The sequence below is a fragment of the Rhodopseudomonas sp. P1 genome, assembly GCF_039642825.1.
Classification (GTDB): Bacteria; Pseudomonadota; Alphaproteobacteria; order Rhizobiales; family Xanthobacteraceae; genus Rhodopseudomonas; species Rhodopseudomonas palustris_H.
On the sequence record NZ_CP088006.1, the window covers coordinates 1,138,193 to 1,155,214 of the forward strand.

Annotated in this window: 19 protein-coding genes; 11 read left to right on the forward strand and 8 right to left on the reverse strand. The window is 64.5% G+C overall.

Annotated features, from left to right (window positions below):
- The first annotated feature begins 1 nt into the window (after window position 1).
- The 4 genes from LRC39_RS05300 (at window position 2) to LRC39_RS05315 (ending at window position 4,054) form a co-directional block, all read left to right on the forward strand.
- Complete coding sequence (locus LRC39_RS05300; protein ID WP_346296559.1) at window positions 2–1,225, forward strand: substrate-binding protein; 1,224 nt, start codon at window positions 2–4, stop codon at window positions 1,223–1,225.
- A gap of 358 nt (window positions 1,226–1,583) precedes the next feature.
- Complete coding sequence (locus tag LRC39_RS05305) at window positions 1,584–2,639, forward strand: branched-chain amino acid ABC transporter permease (RefSeq protein ID WP_346296560.1); 1,056 nt, start codon at window positions 1,584–1,586, stop codon at window positions 2,637–2,639.
- The gene (locus tag LRC39_RS05310) at window positions 2,626–3,360 is read left to right on the forward strand and encodes an ABC transporter ATP-binding protein (protein ID WP_346296561.1); all 735 of its coding nucleotides are present in this window, start codon (window positions 2,626–2,628) and stop codon (window positions 3,358–3,360) included. The genes LRC39_RS05305 and LRC39_RS05310 overlap by 14 nt, the downstream gene beginning before the upstream one ends.
- Window positions 3,353–4,054, forward strand: coding sequence for an ABC transporter ATP-binding protein (locus tag LRC39_RS05315; RefSeq protein ID WP_346296562.1), 702 nt, complete (start codon window positions 3,353–3,355; stop codon window positions 4,052–4,054). The genes LRC39_RS05310 and LRC39_RS05315 overlap by 8 nt, the downstream gene beginning before the upstream one ends.
- 114 nt (window positions 4,055–4,168) lie before the next feature.
- On the opposite strand, the gene LRC39_RS05320 is transcribed toward LRC39_RS05315, so the two are convergent.
- Window positions 4,169–5,044 (reverse strand): alpha/beta fold hydrolase, encoded by an 876-nt coding sequence (locus LRC39_RS05320; RefSeq protein WP_346297476.1) that lies wholly within the window; start codon window positions 5,042–5,044, stop codon window positions 4,169–4,171.
- Between the two features lie 240 nt (window positions 5,045–5,284).
- On the opposite strand from LRC39_RS05320, the gene LRC39_RS05325 reads away from it, so the two are divergent.
- A complete protein-coding gene (locus LRC39_RS05325) occupies window positions 5,285–5,713 on the forward strand; it encodes an ArsR/SmtB family transcription factor (protein ID WP_346296563.1) in 429 nt (142 codons plus the stop codon).
- A 13-nt stretch (window positions 5,714–5,726) separates the two neighbouring features.
- Here the strand turns inward: LRC39_RS05325 and LRC39_RS05330 are convergent, their stop codons facing one another.
- Together LRC39_RS05330 and LRC39_RS05335 are read right to left on the reverse strand one after the other, a co-directional pair.
- On the reverse strand, window positions 5,727–6,101 hold the full coding sequence (locus tag LRC39_RS05330) for a rhodanese-like domain-containing protein (RefSeq protein ID WP_346296564.1): 375 nt from the start codon (window positions 6,099–6,101) through the stop codon (window positions 5,727–5,729).
- A gap of 44 nt (window positions 6,102–6,145) precedes the next feature.
- Window positions 6,146–7,273 carry an NAD(P)/FAD-dependent oxidoreductase gene (locus tag LRC39_RS05335; protein WP_346296565.1) on the reverse strand — a complete coding sequence of 376 codons (1,128 nt, stop codon included), beginning with the start codon at window positions 7,271–7,273 and terminating at the stop codon, window positions 6,146–6,148.
- Between the two features lie 194 nt (window positions 7,274–7,467).
- Between LRC39_RS05335 and LRC39_RS05340 the strand changes: the two genes are divergently transcribed.
- Entirely contained in the window at window positions 7,468–8,082 is a 615-nt protein-coding gene (locus LRC39_RS05340) for an SAM-dependent methyltransferase (protein ID WP_346296566.1), read from the forward strand.
- Window positions 8,083–8,089: 7 nt separating this feature from the next.
- Here the strand turns inward: LRC39_RS05340 and LRC39_RS05345 are convergent, their stop codons facing one another.
- Together LRC39_RS05345 and LRC39_RS05350 are read right to left on the reverse strand one after the other, a co-directional pair.
- Window positions 8,090–8,485 carry an ArsC/Spx/MgsR family protein gene (locus LRC39_RS05345; RefSeq protein ID WP_346296567.1) on the reverse strand — a complete coding sequence of 132 codons (396 nt, stop codon included), beginning with the start codon at window positions 8,483–8,485 and terminating at the stop codon, window positions 8,090–8,092.
- Between the two features lie 14 nt (window positions 8,486–8,499).
- Window positions 8,500–9,090 carry a DUF2478 domain-containing protein gene (locus LRC39_RS05350; RefSeq protein WP_346296568.1) on the reverse strand — a complete coding sequence of 197 codons (591 nt, stop codon included), beginning with the start codon at window positions 9,088–9,090 and terminating at the stop codon, window positions 8,500–8,502.
- Window positions 9,091–9,336: 246 nt separating this feature from the next.
- On the opposite strand from LRC39_RS05350, the gene modD reads away from it, so the two are divergent.
- The gene (gene modD / locus LRC39_RS05355) at window positions 9,337–10,179 is read left to right on the forward strand and encodes a ModD protein (RefSeq protein WP_346296569.1); all 843 of its coding nucleotides are present in this window, start codon (window positions 9,337–9,339) and stop codon (window positions 10,177–10,179) included.
- A gap of 166 nt (window positions 10,180–10,345) precedes the next feature.
- Here the strand turns inward: modD and LRC39_RS05360 are convergent, their stop codons facing one another.
- The gene (locus tag LRC39_RS05360; RefSeq protein WP_346294990.1) at window positions 10,346–11,308 is read right to left on the reverse strand and encodes an IS5 family transposase; all 963 of its coding nucleotides are present in this window, start codon (window positions 11,306–11,308) and stop codon (window positions 10,346–10,348) included.
- Window positions 11,309–11,578: 270 nt separating this feature from the next.
- Window positions 11,579–13,213 (reverse strand): class I adenylate-forming enzyme family protein, encoded by a 1,635-nt coding sequence (locus LRC39_RS05365; RefSeq protein ID WP_346296570.1) that lies wholly within the window; start codon window positions 13,211–13,213, stop codon window positions 11,579–11,581.
- A gap of 244 nt (window positions 13,214–13,457) precedes the next feature.
- Here LRC39_RS05365 and LRC39_RS05370 point away from each other — a divergent pair, with 244 nt between their 5' ends.
- From LRC39_RS05370 to LRC39_RS05385, 4 genes are all read left to right on the forward strand, one after another.
- Window positions 13,458–13,664 (forward strand): hypothetical protein, encoded by a 207-nt coding sequence (locus LRC39_RS05370; RefSeq protein ID WP_107343182.1) that lies wholly within the window; start codon window positions 13,458–13,460, stop codon window positions 13,662–13,664.
- A gap of 78 nt (window positions 13,665–13,742) precedes the next feature.
- Window positions 13,743–14,393 carry an NUDIX hydrolase gene (locus LRC39_RS05375; protein WP_346296571.1) on the forward strand — a complete coding sequence of 217 codons (651 nt, stop codon included), beginning with the start codon at window positions 13,743–13,745 and terminating at the stop codon, window positions 14,391–14,393.
- A 140-nt stretch (window positions 14,394–14,533) separates the two neighbouring features.
- A complete protein-coding gene (locus LRC39_RS05380) occupies window positions 14,534–14,908 on the forward strand; it encodes a protocatechuate 4,5-dioxygenase subunit alpha (RefSeq protein ID WP_346296572.1) in 375 nt (124 codons plus the stop codon).
- A 15-nt stretch (window positions 14,909–14,923) separates the two neighbouring features.
- Entirely contained in the window at window positions 14,924–15,781 is an 858-nt protein-coding gene (locus LRC39_RS05385) for a class III extradiol dioxygenase family protein (RefSeq protein WP_346296573.1), read from the forward strand.
- A gap of 227 nt (window positions 15,782–16,008) precedes the next feature.
- On the opposite strand, the gene LRC39_RS05390 is transcribed toward LRC39_RS05385, so the two are convergent.
- Complete coding sequence (locus tag LRC39_RS05390) at window positions 16,009–16,899, reverse strand: helix-turn-helix domain-containing protein (RefSeq protein ID WP_346296574.1); 891 nt, start codon at window positions 16,897–16,899, stop codon at window positions 16,009–16,011.
- Between the last annotated feature and the right edge of the window lie 123 nt (window positions 16,900–17,022).

Consider the following 17,022-nt stretch of genomic DNA (forward strand, 5'->3'; position numbering starts at 1 on the left):
GATGTCCAGCGACTTCAGCTTTCAGCTCGACCGCCGCCGCTTCCTCTCCAGCTTCGCCTTTGCCAGCACCGCCATTGCTACCGGCGTCGGAAGCTGGGTGATCCCGGCCGATTGGGCCAATGCCGCCGAAGGTCCGATCAAGGTCGGCGTCGCCACCGACATCACGGGGCCGATGGGCTACGCCGGTAATGCGGACGCCAACGTCGCCAAGATGGTGGTGAAGCAGATCAACGATGCCGGCGGTCTGCTCGGCCGGCCGCTCGAATTGCACATCGAGGATACAGCGTCGAACGAAGCGGTCGCGGTCGGCAATGTCCGCAAGCTGGTCCAGCGTGACAAGGTCGATGTCGTGCTCGGTGGCATCACTTCCTCGATGCGCAACGCCATCAAGGACGTTATCGTCGCCCGCGGCAAGACGCTGTACCTCTATCCGCAGCTCTATGAGGGCAAGGAGTGCACGCCGTATCTGTTCTGCACCGGTCCGACTCCGGCGCAGCAATGCGACGAGTTCATCCCCTGGCTGATCAAGAACGGCGGCAAGAAGTTCGCGCTGCCGAGCGCCAACTATGTCTGGCCGCACACCCTCAACGTCTATGCCAGGAAGGTGATCGAGGCCAATGGCGGCGAGGTGGTGCTTGAAGAGTATTACCCTCTCGACCAGATCGACTTCTCGTCCACCGTCAACCGCATCATTTCCAACAAGGTCGACGTGGTGTTCAACACCGTGATTCCACCTGGTGTCGGTCCGTTCTTCAAGCAGCTCTATGAAGCGGGTTTCCTGAAGAACGGTGGTCGGCTCGCCTGCGTGTATTACGACGAGAATACGCTCGGCATCAATCAGCCGGCGGAGATCGAAGGCCTGGCGAGCTGCCTAGATTACTTCAAAGCGCTTGCGAAGGACGATCCGGTCAGCGCCAAACTGCAGGCCGAATACGACAAGGCCTATCCGGGCAACTTCCTATTTGCGGCCGGCAGCGCCGCCACCGGCACCTATCGCGGCCTCAAACTGTGGGAGGCGGCTGTGAAGGAAGCGGGCAAGATCGACCGCGACGGCGTCGCCGCGGCGCTTGACCACGCCAAGATCACCGAAGGTCCCGGTGGCCCGGCCGAGATGGTGCCCGGCAAGCGCCATTGCAAAATGAAGATGTACACCGCGGTCGCCAAGAGCGGCAGCTACGAGATCGTCGCGCGGAGCGAAGGTCTGGTCGACCCGAAGGAATGCTGATGCGGTCACCAGCGTCTCGCCCAGCCAAAATCCAAATACCGCGCCGTGTGGGCGCGCACGGACGTCACCTCTCTGAGCGCGCGGGTGGGTGATTGCATATGGATGAATTGTTCGGCCGCTGCATCCACCACGCGTCGTCCCGGCGCAGGCGGGGACCCATAACCCCTGGCGCTTCAAGTAAGGAGAATGTCTCTGCCTCTGGGTTCCAGTCGAGAGACTGCGGCGTATGGGCCCCCGCCTGCGCCGGGACGACGTGCGGAGAGGCAACGCCGGAATCCCGCATCAGTACCCGGCGCGAGTGCCTGTGCGTTCGCTTTGCAGCACCCGCTGCGTCCCATCCGATACGCGGGGCGGCTCGATGACTGAAGCTTCCTCGACTTTCGATACGGTCGCGCCGCCGCGCACCCGGCGCCGCCGCGCGGTGTTGCCGGTCATCGAGATCGTGATGCTCGCGGCGTTCCTGCTGCTGCCGCTGGTGCTGCAGGACTACCTCACCGTGTTCATGACGCGGGTGCTGATCCTGTGCCTGTTCGCGCTGTCGTTCGACCTGGTGTGGGGCTACGCCGGGATCATGAGCTTTGGCCAGGCCGTGTTCTTTGGCGGCGCCGGCTACGGCGTTGCACTGCTTGGTCGCGATCTCGGCATCTCCTCGACGTTGCTGGTGGTGCCAGCCGGCGTGCTGATCGGGTTCGCGCTGGCGCTGCTGATCGGCGGCTTTCTGCTGCTTGGACGCAATCCGTCGAGCGTCATCTTCGTGTCGCTCGGGACGCTGACCGCATCCTATGCGTTCGATCGGCTGGCGCGCGGCTGGTACTATCTCGGCGGCCAGAACGGCATCCCGTCGATCCCGCAGATGACGATCGGCAGTTACGAACTGGGCGAGGGCCCGGTGTTCTATTATCTGGCACTGGCGATCTTGTTTGCGGTGTATCTCGGTTGCCGCTTTCTGGTGCGGTCACAGTTCGGGCTGGCGTTGGCCGGCCTCCGCGAGAATGAGCAGCGTATCGCCTTCTTCGGCTACAAGGTTCAGCATCTCAAGGCGATCGTGTTCTCGCTCGGTGGAGCGATTGCGGGGCTCGCCGGCAGCCTCTACGCCTTCCACGAGGGATTCGTCTGGCCCAACATGCTCGGCGTGGTGATGTCGACCCAGGTGGTGTTGTACGTACTGTTCGGCGGCTCCGGCACGCTGATCGGCGCGGTGATCGGCACCGTGGTGATCGAGATTGTGTCGTTCTGGCTGTCCAATTCCTACCAGGACATCTGGCCGATCATTCTCGGCGCCTTGATGTTGCTGGTAATCCTGTTCCGTCCCGCCGGACTGATCAGCCTGGTCGTCGGCCACAGCGAACGGATCGGCAGCTTCGGCCGGCCGCCAAAGCCCCGCCATAAGGAGCGCGGCCATGGCCCTGCTTGAAGCGCGCGGCATGAAAAAGGTGTTCGGCAAGCTCACTGCGCTGAACGGGGCCGAACTGACGGTGCAGCCGAATGAGTTTCACGGTCTGATCGGGCCCAACGGGTCTGGCAAGAGCACGATGATGAAATGCATCGCTGGAGCAGAAGTGCCCACCGAGGGCCGCGTCGGCTTCGACGGCATCGACATCACGTCGGCGTCGCCTGCCGAGCGCGCCCGCGCCGGCATGAGTCTGAAATTCCAGATCACCTCAGTGCTGCCGGCGCTGACGTTGTACGACAACGTGCTGCTTGCGTTGCAGGGCCAGACTGCGCTCACCAAGCTGATGTTCTCGCAGACCCGCGGCCTGCTGCACGACAAGGTGATGGCCATGCTGGAGCAGTTCCGGCTGGTCGATCGGGCCAGTGAGCATGCTTCGGCGCTGTCGCACGGCCAGCAGCAATGGCTGGAGATCGCCATGGCGCTGGCGCCGGACCCGAAACTGCTGCTGCTCGACGAGCCCACCGGCGGCATGAGCCTGGAAGAGCGCCGTGTCACCGGTGAGCTGTTGGCGCCGATCAAATCGCGCTGCTCGCTGGTGATCGTCGAGCACGATCTCGATTTCATCCGCGACATTTGCGATCGCCTCACCGTGCTGGATCAGGGCGCAGTCCTCGATACCGGAACTGTCGAGCAGATCCAGGCGAGCCCGAAGGTCCAGGAGGTGTATCTGCGCCGTGCTTGAGGATCATTATCTCGACATTCGCGACCTCGACACCGGCTACGGCCGCAGCCAGGTGCTGTTCGGCGTGTCGCTGTCCGCGCCGTGGCGCGGCGGCGTCGCCATTCTCGGCCGCAACGGCGCCGGCAAGACCACGCTGATGAAGGCGATCATGGGCGAACTGCCGGCCAAGCGCGGCAGCGTCTCGCTGGATTCGCGCGACGTCACCAAGCTGCCGACCGAGCAGCGCGTCCGCGCCGGCTTCGGCTACGTGCCGCAGGACCATCCGGTGTTCGCCCGGCTGTCGATCCGCGACAATCTGGCGGTCGGGGCGCTGACCAACAAGGACAGCCGCGCGGTCGACCGCGTGCTGGAGATGTTCCCGAAGCTCGGCCAGCGGCTCGATCAGGCGGCCGGGACGTTGTCCGGCGGCGAGCGCAAGATGCTGGCGATCGGTCGCGCGATGCTGTCGGAGCCGAGCGTGCTGCTGCTCGACGAGCCGACCGAAGGGGTGTGGATCGGCGTGATCGAGGAGATCACCGACCGGCTGATTGCGCTCGCCAAGGAAATCGCGGTGGTGATCGTCGAGCAGCATCTCGATCTGGCGCTGCGCGTCGCCGACCACGCCTTCGTGCTCGATCGCGGACGCGTCGCTCTCACCGGCACAGCTGATGAAGTCCGCAACAATCCGCGGCTGCTGCAATATCTGGCGCCGTAGCGGCGCTGAGATCTTCTCCGTCATTGTGAGCGAAGCGAAGCAATCCAGAGATCCGGGCAAAGAGCTGGATTGCTTCGTCGCTGCGCTCCTCGCAATGACGGATAGGTTTGAAGGCTAGTTCGACGAGGCGGACGGAAGTCCCACAAACTGTCCGATTAGCCGCAGCACCTCGTCCGGCCGGTCGTGCTGGAGCCAGTGGCCGGCGTCGGCGACTATCTCGGCGCGAACGTCCTTGAAGGTGCGCGAAGCCTCTGCCGCCTGGGCCGGATCGATGAAGCTCTCGCCGGCGAACAGCAGCAGCGTCGGGCAAGTGATCTGCGCCCATAGTTCGGCGTATTCCTGCGGCGCGAGCCGGTGCGGCGCCGTCACCCGTTGATACGGGTCGAATTTCCACGAATAGCTGCGGTCGTCGTTGCGGCGCGCCCCATGGGTGGCCAGATGCAACGCCAGCTCCGGCGTCAGTCGCTTGTTGTGTGCGCGCATCTGGGCCGCAGCGTCGGCGATCGTTGCGTAGCGGCGCGGCTCGCGGCCTTCCAGCCGCTCCAGCTGCCCGAGCCATTTGATCATCCGCTCGTGGACCGCAGCCATCTTTGCGTCAGGTCGGGTCGTGACGCCGTCGAGCACAACGAGCCGATTCACCTTCTTTGGAAACGTGCCCGCATACAGCATCGCGATCATCCCGCCCATCGAATGACCGATCACGGTCGCAGGTGGAGCATCGGCCAGCGGTGGCAGGCGGGTCAGGTCATAGACGTATTCCGGCAGCGCGTAGCTGCCGCCGCGCGCCCAGTCGGAATCGCCGTGGCCCCGCAGATCCGGCGCGATCACGTGAAAGTGCGGCTTTAGCGCGTGGGCGAGGCCATCCCAACTTCGGCCGTGGTCCTTGCCGCCATGAATCAGCAGCAGCGGCGGCGCGGCGGCGTTGCCCCAGTCCCAATAGTGCAGGCGCAGGCCGTGGGATTGATAGAAGTGGCTTTGTGGTTGTTGCATTGTTATTTTTTCGAGCGTTTCCACGGCTGCAATAGCCCGAGCCGGTGACCGCTTCAATGCCCTGCTTGCTGGGACGTCCCGTGAGGGATCCTCATCGGCGCAAGCCGACGGGCTGACAATCTGTTGCAACACGGGTATGGAGGGGCTTCGAATATCGCTGCGTGGAGAGCGCGCGGTCGACGTCGCAGACCTCGTGCATGCGTCTTCAGCGTCCATCATGAATTGAGCGGAGATCCCTTGATGGCTGCGGCCAGCGGAGCCCGAAAGACCTCTCCGGCGCTGAGGCGTGTCGATACCCGCGAGCTACGCGAAAATGCCGTGGTAGCGGCCGAGTTTCTGAAGACGCTGTCGAACGTGTCACGGCTGATCATGCTGTGTCAGCTCGCCGAAGGCGAGAAGTCGGTGTCGGAACTCACCGAGCTGCTCGACGAACGGCAGCCGACGGTGTCGCAGCAGCTCGCGCGGCTGCGCAGCGAAAAGCTGGTGCAGGCACGGCGCGAGGGGCAGCAGGTGTTCTATTCTTTGGCCAGCGAAGAGGTCCGCAGCCTGATCTTGGCGTTGCACGCCACCTTCTGTCGCAAGGATCGCGACAAGGACAGACCCGCGGCAGCCTCGCGCGCGAAGCCCACGTCCGCGCCACGCCGTAAGCGCCAGAGCGTCGACGCCTGAACGGCGCGCTGCTTCAGTCAGCCGGCTTGCGGCCGAACAAGCGCTGAAACAGGCCCGGCGGTTTCGAGCCCTGCACGGTCGGAAAGCCGGCCTTGCGCCACGACAGAATGCCGCCGCCGAGCACGTAAGGCTCACATACGCCGCTCGCCTTGGCTTCGATCTGGCCAGCATACATCCGCGTCCGTCCGCCGGAATGGCAGAAAAAGATCGCCTTGCGTCCCTGCACTGCGCCGAGATCGCCGTGCTTGAAACCAGTCAGCGGCAGTTCGATCGCGCCGTCGATATGTTCGCGGGCAATCTCGTGGCGCTCGCGCACGTCGACCAGCACAGCACCACCTTCGGTCACGAGGCGGTGGGCTTCGATCGGCGAAATCGTCTTCACGCTCATGGGCCATTCGTCTCCATTTTGTTGGCTGAGCGCCGATGCGGCTATCAGCGGAATGTCGTCAGATAGTGACGTTCGAATAAGCGCTTCAGCCAATGAAACAGCTTCATCTTCGGTCCGACGAAGTTGGAGCGCTGATTGCGAAACACCAGCATGCCGGAGTCGAGCATATCGACGATGCAGACCAGCTCCGGCTTGAAGCGAGTGATCGGTTGCTGTCCCGATTCGATCGCGGCGATGTTGGCCGCAACCGCAATCGCCTGCAGATCGGCCTGATGCGCCTGCTTTGGCATCCAGTCCGGGCCGGGGAATGAACCGGCGTCGCCGGCGACCCAGACGTTGGGCTGCCCCTCCACCCGGCACAGCTCGTCCGCCTTGATCATGCCACCGGCCGATAGCGGCAGATCGGTGTTCTCGAGCCAGGCCGGACCGGTCAGACCCGGCATGAACAGGATCAGGTCGGCGTCGATCTCGCCGCCGTCGAGCACCACTTTTCGTTCTTCGAACCGCAGGATCTTGCGGCCGAGTCGGGTCGCGATGCCGCGGTTTTTCATTTCCTGCAGCAGGCCGTCGACCGCGCGCTCGCCGAGCCGCGCGCCGGGGCGTGGCGCGGGGCTGAAGAACACGATCTCGAAGCCCGGCCGCTTTCCTTGCCGGCGCAGCAGCGCGTCGATGATGAACAGGAACTCGAACATCGGCCCGCCACGCATCGCGCCGGGCTCGTTCGGATTGGTGGCAAAGCCGACCGCGATGGTGCCGCCCTTCAGCGCGTCGAGCCGACGCCCGATCTCTTCGCCGATCTTGATGCCTTCGCACGGGATCAGCGCGTGCTCGATACCCGGCAATTTGCGGATGAAGCGGCCGCCGGTCGCAATGATCAGATGATCGTTACGCAGTTCGCCGCGGTCGGTGACGACCATGCGGCCACCGTCCTTCAGGCCTGTGGCGGAGGCTTCGACGAAATCGATCCGGTGTTTGGTCAAGAAATTGTCGAGTGGCACCTTCAGCCGCTCTGCTTGACGGAGGCCGGCGGGAATCCAGATCGAGCTCGGCAGGAAGTGCAGCTCCCGTCGCGGCGATATCATCGTGATTGCGGCGTCGATGTTATGCTTGCGCAACTCGCGGGCGGCGGTGAGGCCGGCAAAGCCCGAGCCGATGATGGTGATGTTGCGCATCCTCGCGTATCCTCGTTGGCGCGCGCCGTGTCGCTTCCGGGCGATCCGTCGCATGGCGATGAACCGGCGGTCTGTGACGATGTCACCGCGGCAGCGCGGCCGATCGGGCATCAAGGAAGCAGCATTGCGAAGGCGCGCGTGCTGCCGCCAAGCTGGCGCATCAGTGCAGCGTGTTGGAAGGAGAACCGGCCATCATGGCATCCGAACATTTCGACATGTGGGAGAGCCGTTTTTCCGCGGACGGCTATCTGTTCGGCACTGCGCCGAACGCTTTTCTGGCGTCGTGCCGTGATCTGCTGCCGAAGCAGGGGCGCGCGCTGGCGATCGCCGATGGTGAGGGCCGCAACGGCGTATTCCTGGCCGAATGCGGACTCTCCGTATTGTCGGTCGATTTCTCGCCGACTGCGCAGGCCAAGGCGCACAAGCTCGCAGCCGAGCGCGGCGTCACGATCGAAACCCGAACCGTCGATCTCTTGAGCTGGCAGTGGCCGAACGGATTCGACGTGATCGCCGGCATCTTCTTTCAGTTCGTCGAACCGGAGCGGCGCCCGCAGATCTTTCAACAGATCCGTGACGCGCTGAAGCCTGGAGGGCTCTTACTGATCGAGGGCTATCGCCCGAAGCAGCTCGTCTACAAGACCGGCGGTCCGAGCCGCGCCGAAAACCTCTACACCCGCGAACTGCTGGAGCAGGCATTCGGCGATTTCGACAATCTCAGCATTCGCGAGCACGATAGCGAGGTCGTCGAAGGCGCCGGTCACGCCGGACTATCGGCGCTGATCGATCTGATCGGATGGAAGCCAAAGTAACCGGCGTCTAATCATCCATCGCGCAACCGTCGAACACGCGCGGTCCGCCAGTCTGCAGCCCGAGCCAAGCGTGAACGGTGGCCTGATCGAAGCCGACTTCACGGCGGTCACCCGATTGCATCAGCGGGCGGCGGATCAGCAGCGGATCCTCGATCATCAGAGCGAGTGCCGCCTCCTCACCGAGCGCGGCGAAATCGATCGCGCCGGCTTTCACTTTCGGCGACGACTGGTTGAACCAGGCGATGAGCGGCTTGTCGCCGAAGAATGGCCGCAGCGTCTCGCGTGTCCACGGCTCGGCCAGCAGGTTGCGCACCTCGAGCTCGTGACCGGATGCGGTGAGCAGCGCCTTCTGTCGCGCGTTGCCGACGCAGCCGGGCTTCTCGTAGAACACGACTTTGGCCATTGCCGAAGGCTCCTTCAACAGATCGTCTTGTGCGCGTGCTGATCGGCACGCGCACTGCAGGCCGATGGCTCTGCCAGTCGCGGTGCGAGGCCGGCCCACCATGTCTCGATCGCTGCGCGGCTGCACGGCAGCTCCGCGCCCTCGTCGCCGATGAACTCGCGCCACGCGTCGGCGCATTTCTCCGGCACCGCGGTGAGGAGCGGCCGTTCGGCGACGATGGCCTCGGCAAATTCGTTGCGCAGACCCTTGCCGGTCGCTTCCTGCTTGGAGAATTTGTTGATCACCACCAGGGCGGCGCCGCTCGCGACCGCACGCGTCACGGCTTGGGCGGACTCGGCCAGGCCGCCGGCGTCGAGCTTGCACGATCCCGCGCCGCTGCCGAGCGTCTGCGAAATCCCGATCGCCTCGCCGGTCATCAGGTCGATCAGCTGCATGTCGATCTTCTTGCCGGCCGCGTCCTTGATGTTTCGCTGCACGATGCCGCCGAGCCGGTCTCCGGCCGCAAGCCGGGCGAATGCGAACTCCGCCAGCAGCGCGTCGACGTCGTCGTCGGCACGATAGATGATCGCGGCGATCCTTGGTGCCTCTGCGCTGCTGTCCGTCATCTCTGCACCCTCCAGTCGGTGTGCTCGTCGTGAGTTCAGCAAGTGCCGTGCCGGCTATTTGGCCGGCGCGTTCGCTTGCTATGCGATTGATTTGTCGATCGTTTCGCTCCGGCGAACCGGCTGCGAGCTTTGGTCGCAAACCTGACAGCGTTGTATAGTCATGGACATAACGATCCGAAGCGGAGATGTTGCGCCGGAACTGCCGCGCGTCAAATGCGCCGAACGACGATACCGGGGACCTGCCGTATGCCTGCCGCCACCACTGCCGAACTGGAGCGCCTGCTCGACGACGACGTGCCTTGCGGCGATTTGACGACCGAGGCGCTGGGCATCGGTGCGGCGTCCGGCGCGATGCAGTTCACCGCCCGCGATCCGATGGTGCTGGCGCTCGCCGAAGATGCCGCCGCGATCATCCGGCTGTGCGGCTGCAAGGTTGAACTCTCTGCTTCGTCCGGCAGTCGGCTCGCGGCGGGCGCGCCGATCCTGACCGCCCGCGGCAGCGCCTCGGGCCTGCTGCGCAGCTGGAAGGTGGCGCAGACGCTGATCGAGATTTGGTCCGGCGTCGCCACCACGGCGCGCGACATCGTCGATGCGGCCCGCGCGGTGTCGCCGACCATCGCGGTCGCCTGCACCCGCAAGAACACACCGGGCACCAAGCGGTTCGCGGTCGCCGCCGTGAAAGCCGGCGGCGCCACCATGCACCGGCTCGGCCTGTCGGAAACCGTGCTGGTGTTCGGCGAGCATCGCGGTTTTCTCGATGAGCCGCTGGCGGCCACGGTGTCTCGGCTGCGCGCCACGCTGCCCGAAAAGAAGCTGATCACCGAAGTGGCGTCGATCGATGCGGCCGTCACCGCGGCCGAGGCCGGGTTCGACGTACTGCAGCTGGAAAAGTTCGCTCCCGCGGATGTCGCGACTTTGATCCAGCAACTTGCCGCGCGGCCGTCGCGCCCGGTGGTCGCGGTTGCCGGCGGCGTCAATGCGGGCAACGCTGCGGCCTATGCCGAGGCCGGCGCTGAGGTACTGGTGACGTCGGCGCCGTACACAGCAAAACCGCGCGACGTGCAGGTACGGATCACGCCGGCGAAGTAATAATTGGCTGTAGGGTCGCGCCGTTCCACAAGCAAGGCGCGCTCCCTCTCCCGCTTGCGAGACCTCTGCGAAACTTGTTGATTTGGCGAGTTGGCAGCTGGAGGGGTGATGGCGTGATGCGATTTGGCTGCGAGCGGCGGTTTCGGCCGCCGTGGCCGGAGATTGGTCAGCGGATGGCGGCTGCGGTTCGCAGGTTGTAGGCGATCGAGATTAGATCGAGGTGGAATGCGTTGGCGGTGATGCCGGCGTAGCGCATGCGGGTGAAGCCGTAGCGGCCTTTGAGTTGCGAGAAGGTCCGTTCGATCGCCTGCCTCACGCGCCCGATCAGCTTGTTGCGTACGGCCTGCCATCGCGGCAGCGTCTTCTGGTGTTTGTTGCGACGATGCTGGATGCGATCCTTGATGCCACGAGCTTTGAGGGCTTGGCGGCGCGCACGCTTCTCGTAGGCCTTGTCGGCATAGACCGCCTTCTCGTCGCCGAGGACGAGATCGTCGGCGACTTGGCTCTCATACGTCTTCGCCCCGGTCAGTTTGCGGGCCCGGATCAGCCCCGATCCCTGATCGATTGCGATGTGCGCCTTGTAGCCGAAGAACAGCTGGCGCTTGGGGCCCTGCCTTGTCCAGTTGGCTTCCGGATCGTGTGACGAGCGGCTCTCGACCTCGCGCGGGGTCGATCCCGAGGCAGGCGTCCGCCCTGAACTTTGAACCAGGGTTGCGTCGATCAAAGTCCCTGTCTTCAAGACATATCCAGCCGCTTCGAGCTGCCGGAGAACTTCCTGAAACAGGGCGTCTCCCAGGCCGGCCTGCTGCAAGGCATTGCGAAACCGGCAAAGCGTCGTCTCGTCGGGTGTCTGCGCATCCAGCGCGAACCCGCAGAAGCGCCGGAACGAAACTCGGTCGAGCAGGGCCTCTTCGAGACCGGGGTCGGACAGTCCGTACCACTGCTGCAGCAACAAGGCTTTGAACATTGTCAGCGGCTCGTAGGGCGGCCGACCGGTCTCGCCCGGCCGCACCTTCCGGATCAGGACGGCAAGACGGCCCCAATCGAGCAGGCCCGAAATGCGCTCCAGCCGCTCGTTGCGCCCAAAGCCCGCCGGCAGCAAAGCCTCAATGAAACTGTCCTGCGCCATCCCGTTCACCTCCGACTAAGCGCAAGTGAATCACATCTGGATAGAACAGTCAGGTTTTGCAGAGGTCTCGCTTGCGGGAGAGGGCTGGGGTGAGGGCCTCCGGGGCAGTGAGTTTGCCACTCGCGGAGAGGAGTGCCCTCACCCGCCGCGCTTCGCGCGTCGACCTCTCCCGCAAGCGGGAGAGGTTGCGCTGCCGCTGGGGCGAGAGTGTGCTAACTCCGCGCATGACGATGCCTATTGACGCGAGGCCTTGATCTTTCAATTCGTGGACTACGACCTTGCGTAACTCGCCGCCCGGTCCGCGATTGTCTCGCGCAGCACCGTCTTCTGGATCTTGCCGTTGGCGTTTCGGGGCAGGGGTGTGGTGCGGATGATGATGCTCTCGGGGACTTTGTAGTCCGACATCCGCGCCGCGCAGTAGGCGGCGACGTCGCGTTCGTTCAGGCTGGCGCCTTCGCTCGTCACCACGATGGCGTTGACGCGCTCGCCGAGCACCGGATCTGGCGTTCCGATGATCGCGGTCTCCAGCACACCTTCGATGCCGCAGATCACGTTCTCGACTTCGGCCGAGAAGATCTTGAAGCCGCCGCGGTTGATCATGTCCTTCTTGCGGTCGAACACGCGAACGAAGCCGTCCTGGTCGATCGAGCCGATGTCGCCGCTGCGCCAGTAGCCGTTCACAAACTCCTTGGCGTTTGCGTCGGGCCGCTGCCAATAGCGCGGCACCACCATCGGGCCCGCGATCAGGAGTTCGCCCGGCTCGCCGGGGGCGACTTCGTTGTCGTCGGCGTCGAGCACACGGACGTGTGCATAAGGGATCACTTGGCCGACGCTGTCCATGTGATCGCGCCAATACGCCTGCGGCATGATCGTGGTCGGCGAGGTGGTTTCGGTCGCCCCATAGGCATTGCGCAGCTGCAGGTTCGGCAGTCGCTTCGCCAGCATCTCGATGGTCGGCACCGGCATCGGCGCGCCGCCGAAGCAGCCGATCCGCCACGCCGACAGATCGTAATGCGCGAAGTCGGGGTGCATCACGGCAAGTGTGTAGATCGCCGGCACCAGGATCGAATAGGTGATCTGCTCGCGCGCCGCGAGGGCAAGGAAGTCGGCGGTCTTGAACGCCTGCCGCATCAGCACTACGCAGCCCCCCGCGGCGATCGTCGCGTATGACACGCCGACGAGGCCGGTGACGTGCGACAGCGGCACCGCGACCAGCCCACGGTCGCGTTCGGTCAGCTCATGGGCGCGCGCGAACGCATAGGACGAGTGTAGGATGCTGAGATGCGTCAGCTCGGCGCCCTTCGGCTTGCCGGTGGTACCCGAGGTGTAGAGAATCACCGCGGTATCGTCTTCGTGCATCTCCGCCAGCGGCGCGTTCGCCGGATCGACGGCGAGCATATCCTCGAACGGTCGCGCGTTCTTGGAACTGCCGTGCGCGACGAAGCGATGTGCGAGCTGCGGCAAGTCGGCGGCAGACGGGATCTCGCCCGCCAGCTCGGCCTCGAACACCACGACCTTGGCGCCGCTGTTGTTCAGCAGGAATTCGAGCTCGGCGCGGCGCTGCCGGATGCCGATCGGGACCACCAGCACGCCGAGCCGGTTGCAGGCGAGCGTCACCGCCAGGAACTCCCAGCAATTGCCGAGGAACAGTGCGACGCGGTCGCCCTTGCCGATGCCGAGTGCGGACAGCGACAGCGCGATCTTGCGAACCAGGAGATCGAGCTCGCGATAGCTGAGCGCGCGGTCATCGACGATCGCGGGACGGTCGCCGAATCGGGTGACCAGATCGTCGAACATGGCTGCGAGATGGGCGGGGCGCTCGGAGAAGCACAGCATCGACCGGCCGTCGTAGTGAGTCTCGCGGCGCAGCGCGCCACCGATGCCGGCCTCGGGCCAGAACGTCATGGGTGTTTCCTCGTTGATCGTTGGGACGCCGCGGTTACCTCCGCGATCGTCCGGCGGTTGTTTGCAGCGCCACTGCAATTCTATCCCGGCTCGGCCGTGAACCGCCAGCCGGTGCTTCGGTGTGTCATCTCGCGGAAATTATTCGCCTTCCGCAATGGGCTGACACAGCGGCGTCAGCATTGCCACCTAGGATAGCAATTTGCGACGGCGGGAACCGCCGCAAGTCGATATCAGGGAAGAAGCGATGAGACTCTCCGACGTGGAATGTGAATGCGGCGCGCTGTACCGCTGCGCCGAATCCGAAACACTCGACGGTGAACCTGGCAATCTGCATTGCGCCAATTGCGGCCGGATCGTCGAGGCGTGGCAGACCCGCAGCAAGCGCGTGTATCGCTGCGTGCTGACGCCGGATCGCAGCTATCCGGTGGTGCCGCCGCCGCCCGCGCCGTAAGTGCTGGCTGACATGCGTGGTTGATTTTTCGAAGCGGCACGCAACGTCGTGCCTCGCTTGAGGGACGCTTGATCCTATATGGTGGAGGTCGATTTCCCGACGACGAAGGGCGATAAGTTGCGAACTCCGGTGCTGGCAGCAGGCGGAATCGTGTTGCGGCGCGGCAAAGATCCGCTGTTCGCGGTCGTCCGGATGCGTAAGCGTAATGATTGGGTTCTGCCGAAGGGCAAGCTCGATCATGGCGAGACGCCGCGCCAGGCCGCCGAGCGCGAGGTGCTGGAAGAGACCGGCCACGTTGTCGAGGTCCACGAGTTCATCGGCACGCTCGCGTATGATTCCGGCGGCCGTTCCAAGGTGGTGCATTTCTGGCGAATGGAAGCCGAGCCGCGGCAGACCCTGCCGCTGATGAAGGACATCCGCGCGGTTGATTGGCTGCCGCTCGACGAAGCACTGCAGCGGCTGTCCCGTAGCTACGAGCAGGCGTTTCTGACCGAGGTCGGGCCGCTGGTGCTGCAATCCGCCGGCCACTTCGTATCTGCGACTCCCGCAGCGCCGTTGCCACCGCGTTGCCCGACCAGCCCGTTGCCGACTGGAGACGAGATCATCACCGACCTTGCCGAAGCTCCGTCTTTGGCGCTCGAACAGCCCTCGGACGCAATCGAACCAGAGCCGCCGCTGTCGATGCTGCAAAGACTGCGGCGATGGCTGCGAGGGGCGACGCGCTCCTGAGCGCTCTGCTCCGGGGCGGTCCTCTGCTGTCAGGATTCTCCTGACATTTGACGCACGTCAAATAACCCCTCCTGCCGCCGCCTATCGTTCGCGAAATTTGGCCGCATGGCCACAGGCAGGAAACGTCATCAGGGGATGCCATGAGTGAGGCATTGGCGGCTGGCGCCGGACGCGCCAAGCGCGAGATTTTCGGGACGCCGATCTTCGGACCCGAAGCGGCGCAGAAGGGCTACGCTCTCAACAAGATGTGCTTCTCGTTCAACGACGCCGGCGCGCGCGCCGCGTTCGTCAAGGACGAAGCTGCGTATTGCGCGCGCTACGGGCTCACCGCGGCGCAGACCGAAGCGATCCTCGAGCGCGATCTGCTCAAGCTGCTCGACGAGGGCGGCAACGCCTACTACCTCGCCAAGTTTGCCGGCATCCTCGGCCTCAACATGCAGGACATCGGCGCGCTGCAGACCGGCATGACGGTCGATCAGTTCAAGGCGAAGCTGCTGGCGGCGCGGGACAATTGAGAGGGGATTGCTGACATGGCGACGATCATCGGCGGCCTGGCCGCTTCGCACGTCCCGGCGATCGGCGGGGCGATGGCCAAGGGCCTCCAGAAAGACCCGTATTGGGCGCCGTTTTTCGACGGCTTCGATGCGCCGTGCCGCTGGCTGGAGGCGGCCAAGCCCGATGCCGCGGTGGTGATCTACAACGATCACGGACTGAACTTCTTCCTCGACAAGATGCCGACCTTCGCGGTCGGCGCCGCGCCGGAATATCGCAACGACGACGAGGGCTGGGGCATCCCGGTGATGGCGCCGTTCAAGGGCGACACCAAACTGTCGTGGCACATTATCGAAACGCTGGTGGAGTCCGAGTTCGACCCAGTCACCTGCCAGGAGATGCTGGTCGATCACGCCTACAGCTTGCCGATGGAGCTGTTCCTGCGCGGCCGCGCTCACGACATTCCGACCGTGCCGGTGGTGGTCAACACCGTGCAGCATCCGCTGCCGTCGCTGCGCCGCTGCTTCAAGCTCGGCCAGGCGATCGGTCGCGCGATCGAGAGCTATCCGGAAGATCTGAAAGTGGTGGTGATCGGCACCGGCGGGCTGTCGCATCAACTCGAAGGCCAGCGCGCCGGCTTCATCAACACCGCGTTCGACCGCCGCTGCATGGATGCGATGACCGGTGATATCGAGGGCCTGCTTGGGATTGACCCGCACGAACTGGTCGAGCTCGCCGGCAGCCAGGGCGTCGAGGTGATGAACTGGGTCGCGATGCGCGGCGCGCTGACCGGCGACGTCCACGAGCTGCACCGCAACTATCACCTGCCGATCTCCAACACCGCGTCGGGCATCATGCTGATCGAGAACCGGCCGAGGCTGGCGCAGGCGGCGTAGGTCGTTACGCGAGACAAGGCGCTGCTCGGCCCGTGCCGGGGGCCATCTTTCGAGATGCTCCGGCTTCGCCGGGGCTCCTCAGGATGAGAGGATTGGCGCAAGTAGCTGGTACGGTTCGTCAGTACGTTCCCCGTCATTGCGAGGAGCGCAGCGGCGAAGCAATCCAGCTCGGTGTATGATCCTGGATTGCTTCGCTTCGCTCGCAATGACGATGAACAGCGCAGCGCCTACGCCTCTTCGCTCATCACGCGTCGATAGTCGCGTGGACTGTGGCCAGTGCGGCGTTTGAAGAAGCGGCAGAAATAGGCGGGGTCTTCGAAGCCGAGCTCGAACGAGAGCTTGGAGATCGGCGCAGCTATATAGGTCAGCCGGCGGCAGGCTTCGCGGGTGAGACGGGCATGGACGACGTCGAGCGCGTTCTGGCCGGTTTCGGCTTTCGCCAGGCGGTTGAGACGCTCCGGCGTCATACCGAGCGCGTCGGCGTAGCGTGCGATCGGCCAGTGCTCGCAATGATGCGCTTCGACCAGCAGCAGGAAGCGGGTGAATTGATCGCCGCCGCGCGCCGCATAGCGCGCCTGCCGCTCGCTCTGCTGCGCCAGCCGCCAGACGATGGCGCGGCCGAGCCATAGCGGCACCGGTGAACTGCCGGCATCCGGCGAGGCGAATTCGTCGGCAAGCTCGGCGAATAATCTGTCGATCCGCCTCGTGGCGGCGCCGTCAGGCTCGAATTCCAGAATGCGGGCCGCGGCGAACAGATCGCGCAGCGCCTGTCCGGTCGCCGGCACGTCGCCCTCGATCATCGCGTGCGGATTGAAGGTGAAGACCTGGCCTTCGGTGTGCGGCGAGAATTTGAAGCCATGAACGACGCCGGGCGGCACGATCACCGCGACCGGACCATCGCGTTGCACGCGCTGCTCATCGAGCGCGATTGTCGCTATTCCAGAGCCAATCCAGAGGATCTGATGCAGGCTGCGGTGAGCGTGGACGTCGATCTCCCACTGATACAATCGGCTGCGCGATTGAATCGCTTCGACATGCAGCATGTCGACCGGTGCGGCGGGCGTCTCGCCGTACAGCGCGAAGATCGGAATTGCTGCTTTGCGGCGAGAACGGGCCATCGGCGAAGCTAAGACCGAACGTCGGAAAAGTGCAAGTTTTTGTCATCGCGGCGTCTCACGGCGCGAGGTGGTGCCAACTACACTCCGACGATCGCCGCAACTAATAGACAAACAAACGAACCG

Bases quoted from the DNA above. Each gene is read 5' to 3' on its own strand.
- LRC39_RS05300 (WP_346296559.1), top strand. From the start codon at position 2: ATGTCCAGCGACTTCAGCTTTCAGCTCGACCGCCGCCGCTTCCTCTCC.
- LRC39_RS05305 (WP_346296560.1), top strand. From the start codon at position 1,584: ATGACTGAAGCTTCCTCGACTTTCGATACGGTCGCGCCGCCGCGCACC.
- LRC39_RS05310 (WP_346296561.1), top strand. From the start codon at position 2,626: ATGGCCCTGCTTGAAGCGCGCGGCATGAAAAAGGTGTTCGGCAAGCTC.
- LRC39_RS05320 (WP_346297476.1), bottom strand. From the start codon at position 5,044: ATGCAACAACCACAAAGCCACTTCTATCAATCCCACGGCCTGCGCCTG.
- LRC39_RS05325 (WP_346296563.1), top strand. From the start codon at position 5,285: ATGGCTGCGGCCAGCGGAGCCCGAAAGACCTCTCCGGCGCTGAGGCGT.
- LRC39_RS05330 (WP_346296564.1), bottom strand. From the start codon at position 6,101: ATGAGCGTGAAGACGATTTCGCCGATCGAAGCCCACCGCCTCGTGACC.
- LRC39_RS05335 (WP_346296565.1), bottom strand. From the start codon at position 7,273: ATGCGCAACATCACCATCATCGGCTCGGGCTTTGCCGGCCTCACCGCC.
- LRC39_RS05340 (WP_346296566.1), top strand. From the start codon at position 7,468: ATGGCATCCGAACATTTCGACATGTGGGAGAGCCGTTTTTCCGCGGAC.
- LRC39_RS05345 (WP_346296567.1), bottom strand. From the start codon at position 8,485: ATGGCCAAAGTCGTGTTCTACGAGAAGCCCGGCTGCGTCGGCAACGCG.
- LRC39_RS05350 (WP_346296568.1), bottom strand. From the start codon at position 9,090: ATGACGGACAGCAGCGCAGAGGCACCAAGGATCGCCGCGATCATCTAT.
- modD (WP_346296569.1), top strand. From the start codon at position 9,337: ATGCCTGCCGCCACCACTGCCGAACTGGAGCGCCTGCTCGACGACGAC.
- LRC39_RS05360 (WP_346294990.1), bottom strand. From the start codon at position 11,308: ATGGCGCAGGACAGTTTCATTGAGGCTTTGCTGCCGGCGGGCTTTGGG.
- LRC39_RS05365 (WP_346296570.1), bottom strand. From the start codon at position 13,213: ATGACGTTCTGGCCCGAGGCCGGCATCGGTGGCGCGCTGCGCCGCGAG.
- LRC39_RS05370 (WP_107343182.1), top strand. From the start codon at position 13,458: ATGAGACTCTCCGACGTGGAATGTGAATGCGGCGCGCTGTACCGCTGC.
- LRC39_RS05375 (WP_346296571.1), top strand. From the start codon at position 13,743: ATGGTGGAGGTCGATTTCCCGACGACGAAGGGCGATAAGTTGCGAACT.
- LRC39_RS05380 (WP_346296572.1), top strand. From the start codon at position 14,534: ATGAGTGAGGCATTGGCGGCTGGCGCCGGACGCGCCAAGCGCGAGATT.
- LRC39_RS05385 (WP_346296573.1), top strand. From the start codon at position 14,924: ATGGCGACGATCATCGGCGGCCTGGCCGCTTCGCACGTCCCGGCGATC.
- LRC39_RS05390 (WP_346296574.1), bottom strand. From the start codon at position 16,899: ATGGCCCGTTCTCGCCGCAAAGCAGCAATTCCGATCTTCGCGCTGTAC.